This window comes from Acinetobacter marinus (assembly GCF_900096915.1).
In the GTDB taxonomy this organism is placed as follows: Bacteria; Pseudomonadota; Gammaproteobacteria; order Pseudomonadales; family Moraxellaceae; genus Acinetobacter; species Acinetobacter marinus.
This window is the reverse complement of the sequence record NZ_FMYK01000001.1, coordinates 515,543-533,482: the sequence shown is the minus strand read 5'-3', so window position 1 is coordinate 533,482 and position 17,940 is coordinate 515,543. Positions and strand designations below refer to the sequence as shown.

Sequence of the window (17,940 nt, the reverse complement as noted above, 5' to 3'; positions counted from 1 at the left end):
AGCCAGCAAATTCGCTGGCTTTTTCGTATTCGAAAATTTATTCACATTTTAATCATGCATTTGTGAGTAATGAATTACTCAGCACGTAATAAATCATTCAAACTGGTCTTGGCACGAGTTTGTGCATCGACTTTCTTCACAATGATTGCTGCATATAAGCTATATGTTCCGCATTTTGACGGCAAGCTACCAGACACAACCACTGAACCTGCAGGGACACGACCATAATGGATTTCGCCAGTTTCACGGTCATAGATACGAGTCGATTGACCGATATAAACACCCATTGAAATCACTGAACCTTCTTCAACGATTACACCTTCAACAATCTCAGAACGTGCGCCGATGAAGCAGTTGTCTTCGATGATGGTTGGATTGGCTTGTAATGGTTCAAGTACACCACCAATGCCTACGCCACCTGATAAATGTACATTTTTACCGATTTGCGCACATGAGCCGACAGTTGCCCAAGTATCAACCATCGTGCCTTCATCCACATAAGCACCGATGTTGACATACGATGGCATCAACACCACATTCTTAGCTTGGAAAGAACCTTTACGTGCCACAGCAGGCGGCACGACACGCACACCAGCTTGTTGGAACTGCTCATTGGTCCAGCCTTTAAACTTGGTGTCAACTTTGTCATAGAAACGCAAATCGCAAGATTCGATCGGTTTGTTGTCATTGAGTTTAAAAGAAAGCAATACCGCTTTTTTTAGCCATTGATTGACAACCCATTCACCATTTTGCTTTTCAGCAACGCGCAAGCTCCCATTGTCCAGACCTGCAAGCGCTTGCTCAACGGCTTCACGAATTTCTGCAGGGCAGTCTGTGCTTGATAAGTTGGCACGATCTTCAAAGGCTTGTTCAATAATGCTGGCAAGTTGCGACATGGCGATTTCCCTAAATAAATGGACACAAAATAAGATGGGCAATAGTGTACACCAAGGCATAAAAATGGCATAGTCTAAAAGTAAGCGTGGGAAATAATTACAAGACATACATAATATTAAAATAAATGTTTCAAAAGATTACAAAACCAAACAGAAAACCCCTTCCAATAATGTAACTAATTTGTGAAAATGAACACAATTTCAAACAACCCTTTTCGTTTGAGTATTTGAGGAGTCGAAAATGAAAATGTTAAAAATCCTAGCTGTAACTGCATTGGCTGGTTCTGCTACTTTCGCATTTGCGGATGAAAAAGTAGTGACTGAAGACGGTGTAGCTACATTCTCTACCTTTAAGCCTGCTGCTGTGCGTGCTGAAGTTGGTACGACTGGTTACGGCGGTGCGATCTCTTGGAGCCCGAACCCATACGTTGGCGTAACACTTGGTTATAACGGTGGCGACATCTCTTGGTCTGATGACGTTGAAGTTGATGACGTAAACTATGACGTTGATATGGACAACAACTTGGCATATTTGAATGCTGAGATTCGTCCTTGGGCAAACTGGTTCTATGTAGCGGCTGGTGTTGGTTATATCGATCAACAATATGAATTGACTGCACGTGAAGACGGTGGTCAAATCCGCCTAGAAGGTGAAGACACTGGTTTAACTAGCTTACAATATGACTTAGACTACGATAGCAAAATTGCACCGTACCTAGGTTTAGGTTTCTCTCCTGCGATTACTAACCGTTGGGGTGTATTCGGTGAAGTTGGTGCATACTACACAGGTAACCCAACTGTATCTAATGTTCGTGCAACTGGCGGCGATTGGGAAGATATCGAAGCAGTTCGTGACCACATCGATAATGTGCGTAACGATGACAAATATGAGTGGTTACCAGTTGCGAAATTGGGTGTAACTTACCGCTTCTAATTGAGATTGCTACCTTGTAGCATGATCAAAATAAAAAAACGAGCTTCGGCTCGTTTTTTTGTGCTCATAAAATCAATTTTGGTTTGTGCTGTAGCTTTAAAAGTCCACAGCACAGCTCCACACCAAAAATATCAAACACATGGCGCTTTAAAATCGCTCGGCAGTTGCCATATTCCAGATACGATAATAAAAGTTCTCTTCATCATCTAAATTGGCTTGAAGCAAAGCATTTGACTGTAAGAAGAAATAAATTTGTGCAAAGTTTTTGATTTCATTGTGATTGACACGTTGAACCAAATGATGTGCTTCAATATCTCTTGGATGTTCCAAACCGACTGCTGCAATCATCTCAGCAAGCGCATGCAAAGTGTTGTGATGAAAGTTGGCGACACGGGTTGATTTTAGATCGACATTGAGCGCAGATTGGCGTTGCTTATCTTGTGTGGCGATACCGACAGGACATTGGTTGGTGTGACAGCTCTGCGCCTGTATACAACCCACAGCAAACATGAAGCCACGAGCGCAGTTCACCCAATCTGCACCAAGTGCAAAAGTGCTGGCAATATCAAAGGCACTGATAATTTTGCCACTTGCACCGATTTTGATGCGGTCACGAATACCTGCGCCAACAAGGGTATTGTGTACAAACAATAAGCCTTCACGTAGCGGCGTACCGATATGATCACTAAACTCAATCGGCGCAGCACCCGTACCACCCTCGCTACCATCCACAACGATAAAATCAGGAAAAATCTGTTTTTCGAGCATGGCTTTGACGATGCCCATAAATTGCCACGGCTGACCAATGCAGAGCTTAATCCCTACAGGTTTGCCATGCGACAATGTGCGAAGTTGCTGAATAAAATCCATCAGCTCAAGTGGGGTATGAAAGGCAGAATGCGCAGGCGGTGAAACGCAGTCCCGATCTCGTGGCACGCCGCGGATTTGCGAAATTTCTTCACTGATTTTATGTTTTGGTAAAATTCCGCCGTGACCTGGCTTTGCACCTTGCGACAGTTTAATTTCGATCATTTTCACTTGTGGCAGTTTGGCTTGATGCTTGAATTTTTCAGGATCAAATTTACCTTCTGCAGTTCGACAGCCAAAATAGCCACTAGCAATCTGCCAAACCAGATCACCGCCATTTTCCAGATGATAGGGACTGATACTGCCTTCGCCTGTGTCATGGTAAAAATTGCCTAATTTTGCACCAGCATTGAGCGCTCGAATGGCATTGGCACTCAAACTCCCAAAGCTCATCGCTGAAATATTCATGATCGAAGCAGAATAGGGCTGTGCGCATTGGGAATTACCGATGGTGATACGAAAAGTATTGTGGTCGCTAGGTGCTTTTGGGCTAAGAGAGTGCGCCATAAAGCGGTAATCATCTTCATAGGCATCAATGATTGAGCCAAACGGTTTATCGGCATTTTGATTTTTTGCCCGTTGATAGACGAGGTTGCGCTGCATTCTGGAAAATGGCAACGCATCCCGATCACCTTCAATAAAATACTGACGAATCTCAGGGCGAAAATACTCAAAAATAAAGCGAAAATGCCCCATGATTGGATAGTTGCGCAAAATACTATGGCTACGTTGTAAAACATCGTATAAACCAAGAAAACTCAATAGGATGGCAATGATAAATAAACTATTGAGTACGCTGTCGGCAAAGAAATAATTCGGATAATGCCGCTTACCCAGCAAAATGACATAGCCAAGAAAAAAGCTACTAGCAATGCAGAAATACCAGAGCAGATACCTTGAAATATACATATTGAGTAATTTATTACGAACTTGTTGTGCTGGGTTTTGCATTCTGATCAAATTCCTTGCAGTGCTTGCTATTTTCGACACTGTGCGGGATTGTCAGAAAAATCTCAAGCGTTGATTTGTTTAACACTTCACGTGCTCGATGGTGTTTTACTGCATTGAATATTTCAGCAAAAAATAACGTGAATCGCTTGTGTATGCTGTCAGCTTGACAATGATCAGGTATACTTGAGCAAAATTGGCAAAGGCAAAATGGCAACATGCAACACGAAGCACAACATAAAGATCAGCAACATAAAGAACAGCAAAATAGTCAAGGTTTGAACCTACAAGATATTCGCCAGCAGATTGATTCTGTCGATGAGCAAATACATTTTCTGATCAATCAACGTGCCAAACTTGCTGAAACCGTTGCCAAAGCCAAATTTTCTCAAGATGAAAATCCAGTGTTTTATCGCCCAGAGCGTGAGGCGCAAGTGCTTCGTAATGTTATGGCACGCAATCAAGGGCCATTGTCGAATGAAACTGTTGCACGCTTGTTCCGTGAAATCATGTCGGCATGTCTTGCACTAGAAGCGCCGCAGTCGATTGCCTTTTTAGGACCAGAAGGCACCTATACTCAAGCGGCGGCGATCAAGCATTTTGGGCAAGATGCGATTACCCGTCCAATTACTACCATTGAAGAAGTATTCCGTGAAGTGGAGTCAGGCTCAGCGCATTATGGCGTAGTGCCAGTTGAGAATTCATCAGAAGGTATCGTCAACCATACACTCGATTGTTTTAAAGCCTCGAAGCTACATGTCATCGGTGAAGTTGAATTGCCAATTCATCACCAATTCTTAATTTCGCACAATACCCGCAAAGACAGCATCAAACAGATTTATGCGCATCAGCAAGCCTTGGCACAATGCCGTAAATGGCTCGATGTGAATTATCCGGGTGTAGAACGCATTGCACTGAATTCAAATGCTGAAGCGGCTCGCCGTATTCGTAATGAATGGCATTCTGCAGCGATTGCAGGCGATGTCGCAGCGCAAATTTATGATTTAGAAATTTTGCATGCCAATATCGAAGATAATCCTGACAATACCACTCGCTTCTTGGTCATCGGTCGTGAAAAATCGTCACGTAGCGGTCACGATAAGACTTCGTTGCTGATTGCCGCGCATGATAAGGCAGGGGCGTTGATCGAGATACTTGCGCCGATTGCTAAACATAATCTGACCATGACCAGTATCGAAACCCGTCCGTCATTGCCTGAGAAATGGACCTATGTGTTCTTTATTGATCTCAAAGGACATATCGAAGATGAAGGTGTGCGTGAGGCGATTGAAGAAATTCGTCCACATGTCAAAGAGCTTCGTGTACTTGGCTCATATCCTTTGGCAGTGTTGTAATGACTGACCAAGTTTTCACTTCAAATATGAGTGCCAATAACACGCCATTATTTGAAAAAGTCGTTTTTATTGGACTCGGTTTAATCGGTTCAAGCCTTGCTCGTGTCATCAAAGCACATCACTTGGCTGGTGAAGTCGTTGCTTCGACTCGCTCTGAAAAGACTTTAGCTGATGCCAAACAGCTTGGTTTGATTGATCAAGGGTTTCGTTCGGCAAATGAAGCAGTGCAAGACGCTGATCTAATCGTGCTGGCTTTACCTGTACAAGCCACAGAAACCGCTTTGGCACAAATCAAACCATACTTACGTGCTGATGCAATTATTACCGATGTGGGGAGTACCAAAGGTAATGTGGTACAAGCCGCTCAAAATGTCTTTGGGGAAAACTTACCCAAAGGTTTTGTGCCGGGTCATCCGATCGCAGGCAGTGAACACAGTGGCGTGCATGCAGGGAAAATTGATCTTTTTGCCAATCATAAAGTGATTTTGACGCCACTCTCATCAAGCGATCCGATCGCTGTACAAAAACTGATTCAACTTTGGCAAACAGCACAAGCCGAAGTGATTTGTATGGATGTGGCACAGCATGATGAAGTGCTTGCACATACCAGTCATTTACCGCATTTGATGGCGTTTAATTTGGTCGAGCAACTTGCCAATCGCCAAGATAATTTAGATATTTTTCGTTATGCGGCGGGTGGCTTTCGAGATTTTTCTCGCATCGCAGCCAGTGATCCGCAGATGTGGCACGACATTTTTTTTGCCAATAAACAGGCGATTTTGAGTGCGGTTGCAGGTTTTGAAGATCAATTACAACGCTTTAAACAGGTCATTGAATCCGAAGATTCTCATGCGCTGATGGGTATGCTTGGTCATGCCAAAGCCGCGCGCCAACATTTTAACCATATGCTCGCCAATATACCTTTGATGGAGAACAACGCTGTGACGCAACAATTTACCATTTCACCGGGAAGCCAACAATTCTCGGGGCAATTTTCAGTGCCGGGTGATAAGTCGGTGTCGCATCGCTCGATCATGTTCGGCGCAATCGCAGAAGGTACAACCCATGTCACAGGTTTTTTAGAAGGTGAAGATGCGTTGGCGACCTTGCAAGCCTTCCGTGATATGGGCGTGTCGATCGAAGGGCCTAAAAATGGTGAAGTCACCATTCATGGTGTCGGCATGCACGGTCTGAAAAAGCCTGCAAGTGCGTTATATATGGGCAACTCAGGCACCAGTATGCGTTTGCTTTCAGGGATGTTGTCCGCACAAGCCTTTGATACAGTGATGACTGGTGATGCGTCACTTTCCAAACGTCCGATGGAGCGTATCGCAAAACCACTGCGTGCGATGGGTGCAAAAATCCAAACTACAGGTGAAAAAGGCACACCGCCAGTCAGCATCACAGGCGCACAAGGCTTAAAAGGCATTCATTATAATTTGCCGATGGCTTCGGCACAGGTCAAATCTGGTATTTTATTGGCAGGGCTTTGGGCTGAGGGTGAAACTTCTGTGGTTGAGCCTGAACCGACACGTGATCATACTGAGCGTATGCTTCGTGCATTTGGCTATGAAGTCAAGACAGAGGGCAATCAAATCACCTTGCAAGGTGGCGGAAAATTAGTTGGGACAAATATTCAAGTGCCTTCGGATATCTCCAGTGCAGCGTTCTTTATGGTCGGTGCGGCGATTAGCCAAAATGCCGATCTGACTTTACAAGCTGTTGGGATTAACCCAACGCGTACAGGTGTGATTGAAATCCTCAAGCAAATGGGCGCAGAAATCAGTGTCTTGAATGAACGCATCGCAGGCGGTGAGCCGATCGCAGATATTCATATCCGTGGTGGCAAAACCTTAAAAGGCATTCATATGCCTGAAGATCAAGTGCCACTGGCGATTGATGAGTTTCCTGCGTTATTCATTGCTGCTGCATGTGCAGAGGGCGAAACAATATTGACAGGTGCTGCGGAGCTTCGTGTCAAAGAGTCTGATCGTATCCAAGTGATGGCAGACGGATTAATCGCACTGGGTATCCAATGTCAGCCAACCGACGATGGCATCATCATTCAAGGTAAAGGCAAATCAGGCGAGTGGTCGCCAATCTTTACAGGTGGTCAAATCGAGTCGCATCATGATCATCGCATTGCCATGAGCTTTAGTATTGCGGGCTTACGCTGTGCCGAGCCGATTGTGATTCATGGGACAGAAACGGTAGCAACCAGTTTTCCAACCTTTACTGAGCTTGCGCAAAAAGCAGGGATGTTGATTCAGCAGTCTGATGTCTAATGTCTTAAAGAATGAGTGAAAAGAAAACCGCAGTTCAAGGTGAGTTGCGGTTTTCTTTATGACTAAAATTTAAAAAGTTTATTTCTGATATTCCGCTAACACTTCCAAAGCAGCACGAAAGGCTTCCTGTGTCGTCGGTGCACCACAATACGGCAAGCTATGTAACAGCACTTCTTGGATTTCCTCAACGCTTGCACCATTATTCAATGCACCACGGATATGCCCTTTAAGCTCATTAGGTGCTTTTTGTGCAACTAAAAAGGCAATGGTAATGAGCGAACGATATTTACGTGGCAATACGCCTTCACGTTGCCAAGTCGATCCCCACGCATGTTCATTGATCCAGTCTTGCAGTGGTTCGGTGAACGGCACAGTATTGTCTTGAGCACGTTTGACGAAATGCTCACCCATCACTTCAGTGCGCACTTTCAGCCCATTTTCGTAATCTTGTTTTGACATAATTTTCAATAAATAGTTGGCAGTGTCACGATTATACGCTGATCTAGGTCATTTCCCAAAAAGACAGAAATGATCTACGAAAATAAGACGTTATCAGGATTTTTAATAAACTTGGCAGAAATCATCACTGCACACATGGCATGAAATATGCTATTTATTTAGGGGCTTAGGTAGTTAAGCGAATAGCTATATGAAAATTTTCACATTAAAGGAGATGCGTTGCCAGATTCAGTTATCAATTCGTTGATTCATCATGATGATTTTTCCAAAGGAATAATCATTGATATTCATTTTAGTGAGGTGCTTATGACAGAGCTACAGGTGATTTTGATGAAGTATGACTTTTGGTCTCGAAGTTTGAAGTTGATTTATAGTGACGGTTCTGGGGCGATTTATACCAGCGTGCCTGAATTTATTCATCAAAATATGCAACGCTGTGAAAATAAAATGGCTTTTGTGCAGAAATATTTGGAATATGACCTGCAGTTTCAGAAAATTTCTCTACTTTAAATTCACTTTAATCGAAGTGTTTAAAATGATAATTTAAGCGAAAAAATAGCCTGATTAATTCAGGCTATTGCATTATTACTATCAAGATGATCAGGATAACCGACAAAGAGAATTTTAAAAATACAGCATTTAAACACTACTTAAATATAATAACTGGTCTTGGTCATCGTTTTAGAGATCACCGTCATTAAAATTTGCACAGGCTTCGGCAAATCGACACCACCTGCTTGAAGTGCAGTATCTCGATGATGCAATTCATCTGTATTCATCTGTTCTAATATTGCTTTAGAGCGCTGATCTTGTTCAGGCAGTTGCGATAGGTGAGCGAGTAAGTGCTCGCTGACTTGTCGCTCAGTTTCAGCAACAAAACCAAGACTATATTTATCGCCTGCAATACCTGCAACCGCACCCATAGCAAAGGAGAGGCTGTACCACACTGGATTAAGTAGACTGGGAATACTATTGAGTTCTTTTAAGCGATCTTCACACCACGCCAAATGGTCTTCTTCTTCTTGTGCAGCGTGTTCCATCTCGGTGCGCACACTGGGTAATTTCGCCGTGAGGGCTTGTCCGTGATAGAGTGCTTGTGCGCAGACTTCACCACTGTGATTGACACGCATTAAACCTGCGACATGGCGAGATTCATTGATGCTAAGTTCGGCGCTATGTGTTTCGGCAGGATTTTCACGGCTAGCGGTGGTGACTCCTGGCACAAGACTTCTTAATGCTTGATCGAAGGAGTTAATCATCTGGTCGAAAGGACTAAATTGGCGCATTAAGATTCTCCACTACTGAGCCGACGGCGAAGCGCTATCAATAAAACGATGGTAATCATAGCACTCAAAATCGCTGTGATCACGAATAAATGTGCCAAACTAAGATTTAAGCTACTGAGCACGATAATGCTAAAAATCGCTGCCAACACCATAAAGATCGCATTAAAAATATTATTGGCTGCCACCACTCGGGCACGATGACTGATCGGGGCTTTGGCTTGCATCATGGCATACAGCGGTACGATGTAAAAACCACCACTAATACCCAGTAAGGTCACTGCTGCAAAGACATGATAAAAGCCAATACCTTGCGCAAAGACTTGAGTAATATTGAATAATTCACCTTGGAAAGTTGGTAACTGTGCCAGTGCCCAAGCCAGATACAGGGCAAATAGGGTTAAGCCGACTGCACCATATGGCACCATTTTAATGTTGACGTGTTCGCCACTGAGTTTTTTACATAGTGCTGAGCCGATCACCACACCGATCGAGAAGAAGGTCAGAATCAAACTCGAGACATTTTCATTGCCATGCAAATATTGCGCAGTCATTTGCGGGATTTGCGTGATCACGGTAGCGCCATAGAACCAATACCATGAGTTGCCGAGCAACACCAAAAAGATCAGCGGAAGTCCATAGCTAAATTTGACGATTTGCCAACTGGTGGCGAAGACGTTCCAATTCACTTTAAGATTCGGGTCTGCAATTTTTTGTTTCAAAATCATTCGGCTAGAAACAAAACCTAAAATCGCAACACCAATCAAGGTTAAGCAAATCCACCACATATTGCCCGCAGACAGGGAAATCACAATCCCGCCGATCACCATACCAAGCAAAATCGCTAAGGATGTACCTGATTGAAAAATGGCATTACCCGTCATCAGCTCTGTTTCTTCAAGAATATCGGGCAAGATCGCATATTTAATCGGACCAAAAATCGCCGACTGTGCACCCATCATAAATAATGCAAATAAAAGCAACCAAATATTGCCAACCATAAAGCCGACAGTGGCAATACACATCACCACGATTTCACCAATTTTCAGCCATTGGATAAGATTTGAGCGTTCATAACGGTCGGCAATCTGTCCAGCAGTTGCAGAAAAAATAAAAAAAGGCAAAATGAATAACAATGCTGCGACATTATTGAGCGTGCTGACACTGATATCGCCCTTGGGAATCCAGCCATAGGTGAACACCATCAGCAAAGCATATTTAAAAATATTGTCATTAAATGCACCAAAAAACTGTGTCGCAAACATTGGGGCAAAGCGGCGGGTGCCAAGTAGGAAGGGTGTCGATCCAGACATACGCTGACTCACTGATGTATTTGATTGATTGTTAGGAATTTAACTGATGAGTTTTGTATGCAAGTTTAATAGAGATTGTATTTCAGTGATATAAGTCCTTTACAATTTTACAATAACTCAAGACAATCTAACCGATGGAACCTTTATCCCTGTTCGAGTGCAGTATGCCAGATTCAAACAAGAAACGATTTTCCTGTAATACTTTAAGCCAGTCCATTCGGCAAATTATGATTAAGCATGCGGCGCCGACGGCAATGCTCTTTGGTCTAAGCTGTGCATTGGGGCAATTTGCGTTTGCGGAAGACAGTTTTGTGGTGACTAATCCCGCCGATACAGCGTCGGTCGATGAGGCGATCGCAGAAAAGGAACAAGAACAGCATGAAGCGCTGGCGGACGCCAAACAAGAACAAGCCGAACAACAGCAACAGGATACTGCACAAGCACAGCAGGAAATGACGGCACTGGAGCAAAGTGTTCAGCAATTTCAATCCGATGAAGTCTATCAACTCAAAGACAGTGATATTCCTGCGCCAGATCAGGCGATGCTGAATGAAATTAATCAAATTGCCGCTGAAGCGCAACAGCAAGCCATCCAGCAAGAGCAAACTGTGCCGAGCATTGCGCAGATTGAAGCCAATAAAAATAGCAGTGTGGTGATGGCACAAGATGGCACTGCAATAAATGGTACTAGCATAAGCAGTAATAACAATATCGACACCACGATCAACACTGTGAATGTCGACCAATTAGTCAACACTTTGGAGCAACAACAAGTTACCGTGCCTGAATTTCAGGAAGATGCTACAGATCCAAGTCAAAGTGCGCAAAGCACGAGCAATAATGAAGAAAGCAAGAAAAAACGAGGCTTCTTTGCCCGACTATTTCATCGTGGCGATGACGACCAACCTGAGGAAATCAAAACACTTCCAAAAATCAATATTACGGTGCGCAATGCTGGCGAAGCATTAGATGAAAATCTGCAAAATAATATCGAGGCAAAACTGTCCACATATACGGTTGAAGCCTTTGAAGACTTTAATATTGCCTTACCACAGCTCAAAGAAATGACCACTGCCGCAGCGCAAGCGGTGGGTTATTATCAAGCCGAGTTTAAATTTAGCAAGCAAGACGATGAAACGCTGATTGTCGATGTGGTGCAAAATGATCCTGTGATTGTCGCCAGTCAGCCAGACATTAGCTTTACGGGTGCAGGTGCGGAAGTTCCAGCCTTCCAAGTGGTGAGCGTGGTGCCTGACTTAAACGAAGGCGATATTCTCAATCATGGCAAATATGAAAATATGCGTGCCCGTATCGAAAAGGCAGCCAGTGGTCGAGGCTATTTTGATGGCTATTGGCGTATGCGGGACGTCAAAGTGACTCTGCCTGAAGACACCGCAGATATTTTAATGAAATATGAAACAGGTGAACGATATAAGCTCGATGCGGTCGAGTTTCGCATGAGTGATCCAGACAAGCCATTTCCACTGCGTAAGGAAATCTTGGAGCAATTGGTACCATTTAAAGCGGGTGATGACTATACCGAATGGCGAACCAATCTCTTGTCCAGCAACCTCATCGGTAGTCGTTATTTTAACTATACCTTAGTCAATGTGGCTAAGCCTGATCCGATTACCAAGCCATTGGAGCTTCCACCAGACCTTGCTGCACTTGAACAAGCACAGCGGGCAGAAGCATCACAGCAACAAGCCACCACACCAGAAGGTGAGGAAGTCACCAGTCAAAATGTGGTCGTTGAGGATGAGTTTGTTGGGGCAAATGCCGATGAAAATCAAAATGCAGAGTTAGCAAAAAGTCAAACAGAGGCTGAACAGCGTGCCGAGGAAACGGATAAATTAAAACAGCAAGCCCGTGAAACCAAACAAGTTCCTGTGATCGTGACTTTAAATGCGGATAAATTAAACAGTTTGGAGACAGGTTTGGGCTATGGTACCGATACTGGAGTGCGTTTGAGAACGCAATATCGTCGTGCCATCGTCAATGATCGTGGACATAGTTTTGATGCCAACTTCCAAGTCTCTGAAAATTATCAATCTTTAGATGGTCGATATAATATTCCCTATAAGCATCCACTGAATGATTATTTTAGTTTGGTTGGTGGGTATGAGCATGAAGTGAATGATGATATTGGTCAGGGTGTTGAACTCGATACCGAGTCGGCGATTGTCGGGGCAGAGCGAACCATCAAAAAGCCAATGGGCAACTGGCAACAAAATATGTCGGTGCGCTATCGTCTCGATCGGATGGAAGCCACAGGCGATATTGATGCCGATGATATTCCAGATGCCTTTCGGGTGGTCAGTGATGATCCAGAGCAAGAGTCGTTATTATTTGGCTATGAGCTGAGTCGTACCGATCAAAATAATTATGTCAACCCAACCAAAGGTTTTCGGCAATTTTATCGGGTCGAGGTGGGCTCAGAAAGTTTGTTGACTGAAACCGATATGGCGATATTGAATGCAGGCTGGCGCTTTATTTACTCATTAGGCGAAAATAATGACCATCAATTTGTTGGGCGAGGTGATTTGGGCTATATCGTGACCGATGACTTCGATCATGTACCATACAATTTGCGCTATTTTGCAGGTGGTGATCAAAGTATTCGTGGCTATGATTATGAGAGTCTCGGCCCTGAAGAAGATGATTTGCTGATTGGGGGGCAGGCTTTAGCGGTTGGCTCGATTGAATATAATTATCAATTTAAGGAAGGCTGGCGTGCTGCGGTCTTTACCGACTTTGGTAATGCTTATGATGAAAAATTTAGCAATGAAACCATGTATGGGGTTGGTGTCGGTGTGCGCTGGGCGTCACCTGTAGGACCGATTCGTATTGATGTGGCGGCTGGGGTGAGTGAAGATAGTGTACCGATTCGCTTACACTTCTTCATTGGTCCACCACTCTAATTTTACCTTTTGCACTGAATGAACAAAAAATAGGACAAAGACAAGCCCATGACTGAGCAACAGCCTGAACAGCTTCCCAACCCAGTAAAACCACGCTCGAGAACAGCACGTATCGTACGCTGGGTACTCTTTGGCGTGTTGGGGCTACTGTTATTGTTGATCGTGGCGCTGGGGATGTTTGCGAGCTCAGATCGGGGCAGTAAATGGTTGCTTGAATTCGTACTTGATCGTCAGCAAATGATTAGCTATCAATATGAAGATGGTAATCTGATCGAAGGCATTATCCTGAAAAATATTTTGGTCAAGGTCAAAGATGTTGAGGTGAAAATCGATCGGGCGGATGTGCATCTCGGTTGGCGTGCCATCGTCAAAAAAGAAATCCATCTGATGCATGCCGATGTCGATACGGTACACGTCATTAATCATGCACCGCCTACTGATAAAGAGTTTGAATTTAAAGAATTAAAATTACCTTTTGTACTGCGTCTTGATGAAGCCAATATTAAAAAATTGATCTTACAGACCACCACGACCACGGTGAATTTTTACAAAGTACAGCTCAATGAAGCGGAATGGTCGGGGACGAAAATTCAACTGGTCAATTCATCTTTCGGTATGGATTATTTGTCGGCAAAAGCGATTAATGGCTACATTCAACTCGATGGTAAATACCCGCTGAGTTTGACTGCGGATGCCACCATTCCGTCTTTAGAAAATCTCAAGATGAGCAAGTTGAAACTGGTTGCAAAAGGCGATGTGGATACACTCAAAGCTGGTTTTGCTGCTGCCAGTCCTGATGTGATCTCAGGGTATTTGGTACTGCATCCTGTGCGCAAAGATGTGCCGATGTTTGGTAAAGCCTATTGGTCAAAATATCACTGGCCAATCGCCCCTGAACAAAAGCTGTTTTCTGAGGCGGGCGAAGTCAACTTGAGCGGTGACATTAGCAAACTGAATATCAATGTCGATACTGATCTGAGTGGTGCGCAGATTCCACAAGGTTATTATCAAGCCAAAATGAATACTGACTTGAAACAGTTGAACATCGAGGATTTCGTCGGTTCATTGATGGATGGTCAAGTGGAGTTGGCAGGTGTGGTCGGCTGGCAAGATGCCATCAGTTGGGATGTCAAAGGGCGATCTACAGGGATTAATCCGAATAATGAGGTCATTCCTGAATCGATTCGTGAATTTTTACCGCCTGAAATGAGTGCGGCAATTGCATCTAAAGGCACCATGAAAGAGGCGTCGGACATTGTTGCGACCGTTGATTTTGATCGCTATGAACGCTGGGATGTACAGCTTCATCAGGATCCAGCAAAACTCAATGCCAAACAGCAAAAAGTCGCACAGCCTTGGCAAATCCAAGTGGCTTGGCAAGATATTGATCGTGAATTTCCGTATGTCGGCTGGTTAAGCAGTCAACAAGGCGATGTCGATTTGGCGCTGAGTGATCGAGGTCAAGATATTCGTTTGGCGACTGTGGTGCAAGCGCATGAATCTTCTAGTCTTCCCGCAGGGAATTATGCAGGCACATTAAACTTTGCCAATAATATTTTGACGGTCAAAGATTTTAGCCTCAAACAAGGACAGGGACAAAACCAAGGTGAATTGTCTGGTGTTGCCAAAGTCAATTTACCCACCGAAAAAACCCAACTGCGTTGGCAAGCCGACCTACTGGCTCGACAGTTTAATCCGCAAACAATAAGTGTCAGTGCGCCAGTCAATCGGCTAGATGGTTCACTCAAAGCCACAGGTTATGCCGAAGCCAATAAACAAGTGATTCAATTGCAAGGTATTGATCTGGTGGGTCAATTGCCACAAGGTAATCAAAGCCAAAGTATCGCATTGACTGGTAAATCGACAGCGGTATTGCTGATGCATGACGGCAAGTCGCAATCTGGGCTGAAAAGTTTTGCAGTGCAATATGATGGCGGACTTAATGCGCAAAACTACAGTCAAGGTCCATTGAAGCTGAATATTTCGGGCACACCAAAACTGTTGAAAATTAATCAGCTCTATCATCAAGGCGCAGCAGGTAAAGTCGATGCCAATGGCGTGGTCAATCTAGAAAATGGCATTGCTTGGGATATTCAAGCGGTGCTCGATCAGTTTAAACCGCAATACTTTGTGGCAAGTGTCAATGGCAATATCACTGGGCAACTCAAGACCACAGGTCGCTGGTCGGATCAGCAGAAACATATTTCGGTGCAGAACCTGAATCTGCGAGGTGTACTAAACAATAAGCCACTGCTTGGCAAAGGCAATCTCAGCGTCAGTCTGAGTGAAAGCAACGGCTTTGTCCCAAAACAGTTTGAAGCCAATAATCTTGTACTGAGCTACGCCAATAATATTTTGCATGCCACAGGCAATGCACAGCGCCTACAGATCAATGTCAATGCACCAAACTTAAATCAGCTGTATGCGGGGCTTGGCGGCACCGTCAAAGGCTTCTTGTCAGTGCAAAGTCAGCCGACACTGCAAGCCAAATCAAACTTGATTGCTGAAAATCTATCGTATTCGGATAAGGTCAAAGTTGAAAAAGTCACTTTGATTGGCACCTTACCGACAGGCAATACCGCATCGCAGTTGGTGTTTAATTTGCAGGGCTTAACCAGTAACAAACGCCGTATCGATCAGATCAAAGCAGAGTTGATCGGCACACGTCAAGCGCATCTATTAAAGCTCGATGGGCATAATGCCAAGTCGAAATTTTATCTACAAATGGCAGGCGGATTTAACGCACAGAACGATTGGTTAGGACAGCTGCAAAAAGGAGATTTTGATTCGCAGCGAGTACGTCTGACGCAAAATCAAAATGCAGCGATTATCTATCGCCAAGCCAAAGGGCAGTTGACTATGACCGCGCATTGTTGGACCAGTCAAGGGCGTCAGCAAAGTCAGATTTGCTTAGACCAGCCGATGATTGCCAGCAAAACCCAGGGTGTGGTGTCTGCGAAGATGCAAAACCTTGAATTAGCTGATTTCCAAGCCTTTATGCCATCAGGTTTGGCGCTCGATGGACAGCTCAATGGCTATACCCATGTGTCATGGCGTGCTGGTCAGCCGATGGATGTCGATGCACAGCTCGTGACACGCAAAGGGCATATTGGTCTGTCGAATGAAGAAGGCATTCCACCGACCTCGATTGACTATAATGAAGTGCGCTTAACGGCGAAAACGCAAGCAGACGGTTTTGCCTTGAAGCTCAATGCCGATTCGCCGTTGTTGGGTACTGGTTATGTTGATGTCGTGATTGGTACGCAGGCACAAAACAAAACTTTATCTGGGCAAATTGCTTTAGATCAGATCAAGCTCAATCTATTTAAGCCGTTTATCTCGGATGTACGTGAGCTAGATGGCACATTATCGGCAGCAGGTCGTTTGTCTGGGACACTACAACAGCCAAACTTCAATGGTGAAGTGCGCTTAAAAGATGGCAAGATTGCCATGATTAGCGTGCCATTGAATTTACAAAATATTCAGTTGGCATCGTCGATTCGAGGCACTGAAGCCACTATCAAAGGTGCATTTAATGCAGGCAAAGGAGTCGGTAAAATCACTGGTAATGCGACTTGGGCAGGTTCGCCACGGATTCAACTGAATCTGGCAGGACAAGAGTTATTGGTTGCACAGCCACCGACGGTCAGTGCTGCGGTCACACCAAACATTGATGTCGATATTCAACCTGTGCGCCGTTACCTCAAAGTCACGGGTGATGTGAAAATTCCACGTGCGATTATCACCATGCCAGAAAGTAGTCCTGATGTGATCGGGGTATCTGATGATGTGCGTATTGTGCGTAGCGGTGAAGATCAATTGGCGATCTTGAAAGCTTCTCGTCCTTGGCGCATCGATGCGGATATTGATGTGCGATTGGGCGATGGTGTGATTTTCCGTGGCTTCAACAGTACTATTCCGTTGGTTGGTGGAATCAACTTGCGTCAACGTGGCACACAGATTGCGCTACAAGCCAACGGTGCGATCGGTGTGAGTCGTCAAGTGACCATCGAAGCCTATGGACAACGTCTGGATTTGACTCGGGCGATTGCACGTTTTGGTGGTGAATTATCTAATCCAGGTCTGGACATTGACGCCAGCAAAGACATTCAAACCAGTACCATTGGTGTGCGAATTACAGGACAAGCCAACAATCCAAACATTCAGATCTATAATGATGCGGGCTTGAGCGAGCAAGAAGCCTTGAATGCGCTGTTAACAGGCAGTATCAGTTCAGGTTCAAGCTCGGTGAATAATACCGAGGGCTTTAAGTCAGATGTCAACAATACCCTTGCCGCAGCAGGGATCAGTATGGGGCTAGGAGGCACTCGTGCTTTGACCAATCAGATTGGGCGCAGTTTTGGTCTGAGTGGTTTGGCGCTGGATGCGCAAGGCACCAGCGATGATACCCAAGTCAGTGTCACAGGTTATATTACGCCTGATCTGTATCTACGCTATGGCGTCGGGATATTTAACGCAGTGAATACCTTGACCATGCGTTATCAGATGAATCGCCGTGTCTATGTCGAGGCCTCGTCTTCAGTGGAGCGAGCGATCGATGTATTCTACAACTGGAAGTTCTAGTCAAAAGCATGCTGGATAACAATAACTCGTCAGTGATCTGGCGAGTTGTTTTTTTACGTGCTGATGAGATTTTGCGGATCTGAATGAGTAAAATT

Annotated in this window: 11 protein-coding genes; 6 read left to right on the top strand and 5 right to left on the bottom strand. The window is 44.5% G+C overall.

The genetic code is table 11. From position 1 onward, the window contains the following. Positions 1-74: 74 nt before the first annotated feature. Positions 75-896: a 2,3,4,5-tetrahydropyridine-2,6-dicarboxylate N-succinyltransferase gene (gene dapD, locus BLQ60_RS02375; protein ID WP_092615405.1), complete on the bottom strand. Its 822-nt coding sequence runs from the start codon at positions 894-896 to the stop codon at positions 75-77. Positions 897-1,137: 241 nt separating this feature from the next. Between dapD and carO the strand changes: the two genes are divergently transcribed. Beyond that, positions 1,138-1,830, top strand: coding sequence for an ornithine uptake porin CarO (gene carO, locus BLQ60_RS02370; RefSeq protein WP_092615402.1), 693 nt, complete (start codon positions 1,138-1,140; stop codon positions 1,828-1,830). A 147-nt stretch (positions 1,831-1,977) separates the two neighbouring features. Here carO and BLQ60_RS02365 read toward each other — a convergent pair whose 3' ends face one another. After that, the gene (locus BLQ60_RS02365; RefSeq protein WP_092615399.1) at positions 1,978-3,648 is read right to left on the bottom strand and encodes an FMN-binding glutamate synthase family protein; all 1,671 of its coding nucleotides are present in this window, start codon (positions 3,646-3,648) and stop codon (positions 1,978-1,980) included. A gap of 215 nt (positions 3,649-3,863) precedes the next feature. Between BLQ60_RS02365 and pheA the strand changes: the two genes are divergently transcribed. Together pheA and BLQ60_RS02355 are read left to right on the top strand one after the other, a co-directional pair. Next, positions 3,864-5,000, top strand: coding sequence for a prephenate dehydratase (pheA, locus tag BLQ60_RS02360; RefSeq protein ID WP_092615396.1), 1,137 nt, complete (start codon positions 3,864-3,866; stop codon positions 4,998-5,000). A gap of 26 nt (positions 5,001-5,026) precedes the next feature. Beyond that, positions 5,027-7,285 carry a bifunctional prephenate dehydrogenase/3-phosphoshikimate 1-carboxyvinyltransferase gene (locus BLQ60_RS02355; protein WP_092616034.1) on the top strand — a complete coding sequence of 753 codons (2,259 nt, stop codon included), beginning with the start codon at positions 5,027-5,029 and terminating at the stop codon, positions 7,283-7,285. Positions 7,286-7,363: 78 nt separating this feature from the next. Here the strand turns inward: BLQ60_RS02355 and BLQ60_RS02350 are convergent, their stop codons facing one another. After that, a complete protein-coding gene (locus BLQ60_RS02350; protein ID WP_092615393.1) occupies positions 7,364-7,744 on the bottom strand; it encodes a carboxymuconolactone decarboxylase family protein in 381 nt (126 codons plus the stop codon). Positions 7,745-8,050: 306 nt separating this feature from the next. Here BLQ60_RS02350 and BLQ60_RS02345 point away from each other — a divergent pair, with 306 nt between their 5' ends. Beyond that, positions 8,051-8,254, top strand: coding sequence for a KTSC domain-containing protein (locus BLQ60_RS02345; RefSeq protein ID WP_092616031.1), 204 nt, complete (start codon positions 8,051-8,053; stop codon positions 8,252-8,254). A 140-nt stretch (positions 8,255-8,394) separates the two neighbouring features. Here BLQ60_RS02345 and coq7 read toward each other — a convergent pair whose 3' ends face one another. Together coq7 and BLQ60_RS02335 are read right to left on the bottom strand one after the other, a co-directional pair. After that, complete coding sequence (gene coq7, locus BLQ60_RS02340) at positions 8,395-9,030, bottom strand: 2-polyprenyl-3-methyl-6-methoxy-1,4-benzoquinone monooxygenase (protein ID WP_092615390.1); 636 nt, start codon at positions 9,028-9,030, stop codon at positions 8,395-8,397. After that, on the bottom strand, positions 9,030-10,340 hold the full coding sequence (locus tag BLQ60_RS02335; RefSeq protein ID WP_092615387.1) for an MFS transporter: 1,311 nt from the start codon (positions 10,338-10,340) through the stop codon (positions 9,030-9,032). The genes coq7 and BLQ60_RS02335 overlap by 1 nt, the downstream gene beginning before the upstream one ends. Before the next feature lie 227 nt (positions 10,341-10,567). Between BLQ60_RS02335 and BLQ60_RS02330 the strand changes: the two genes are divergently transcribed. Together BLQ60_RS02330 and BLQ60_RS02325 are read left to right on the top strand one after the other, a co-directional pair. Further along, a complete protein-coding gene (locus BLQ60_RS02330) occupies positions 10,568-13,261 on the top strand; it encodes an autotransporter assembly complex protein TamA (protein ID WP_378235145.1) in 2,694 nt (897 codons plus the stop codon). Between the two features lie 48 nt (positions 13,262-13,309). Continuing rightward, positions 13,310-17,845, top strand: coding sequence for a translocation/assembly module TamB domain-containing protein (locus tag BLQ60_RS02325; protein ID WP_092615381.1), 4,536 nt, complete (start codon positions 13,310-13,312; stop codon positions 17,843-17,845). Positions 17,846-17,940: the final 95 nt, after the last annotated feature.

Bases quoted from the DNA above. Each gene is read 5' to 3' on its own strand.
- dapD (WP_092615405.1), bottom strand. From the start codon at position 896: ATGTCGCAACTTGCCAGCATTATTGAACAAGCCTTTGAAGATCGTGCC.
- carO (WP_092615402.1), top strand. From the start codon at position 1,138: ATGAAAATGTTAAAAATCCTAGCTGTAACTGCATTGGCTGGTTCTGCT.
- BLQ60_RS02365 (WP_092615399.1), bottom strand. From the start codon at position 3,648: ATGCAAAACCCAGCACAACAAGTTCGTAATAAATTACTCAATATGTAT.
- pheA (WP_092615396.1), top strand. From the start codon at position 3,864: ATGCAACACGAAGCACAACATAAAGATCAGCAACATAAAGAACAGCAA.
- BLQ60_RS02355 (WP_092616034.1), top strand. From the start codon at position 5,027: ATGAGTGCCAATAACACGCCATTATTTGAAAAAGTCGTTTTTATTGGA.
- BLQ60_RS02350 (WP_092615393.1), bottom strand. From the start codon at position 7,744: ATGTCAAAACAAGATTACGAAAATGGGCTGAAAGTGCGCACTGAAGTG.
- BLQ60_RS02345 (WP_092616031.1), top strand. From the start codon at position 8,051: ATGACAGAGCTACAGGTGATTTTGATGAAGTATGACTTTTGGTCTCGA.
- coq7 (WP_092615390.1), bottom strand. From the start codon at position 9,030: ATGCGCCAATTTAGTCCTTTCGACCAGATGATTAACTCCTTCGATCAA.
- BLQ60_RS02335 (WP_092615387.1), bottom strand. From the start codon at position 10,340: ATGTCTGGATCGACACCCTTCCTACTTGGCACCCGCCGCTTTGCCCCA.
- BLQ60_RS02330 (WP_378235145.1), top strand. From the start codon at position 10,568: ATGATTAAGCATGCGGCGCCGACGGCAATGCTCTTTGGTCTAAGCTGT.
- BLQ60_RS02325 (WP_092615381.1), top strand. From the start codon at position 13,310: ATGACTGAGCAACAGCCTGAACAGCTTCCCAACCCAGTAAAACCACGC.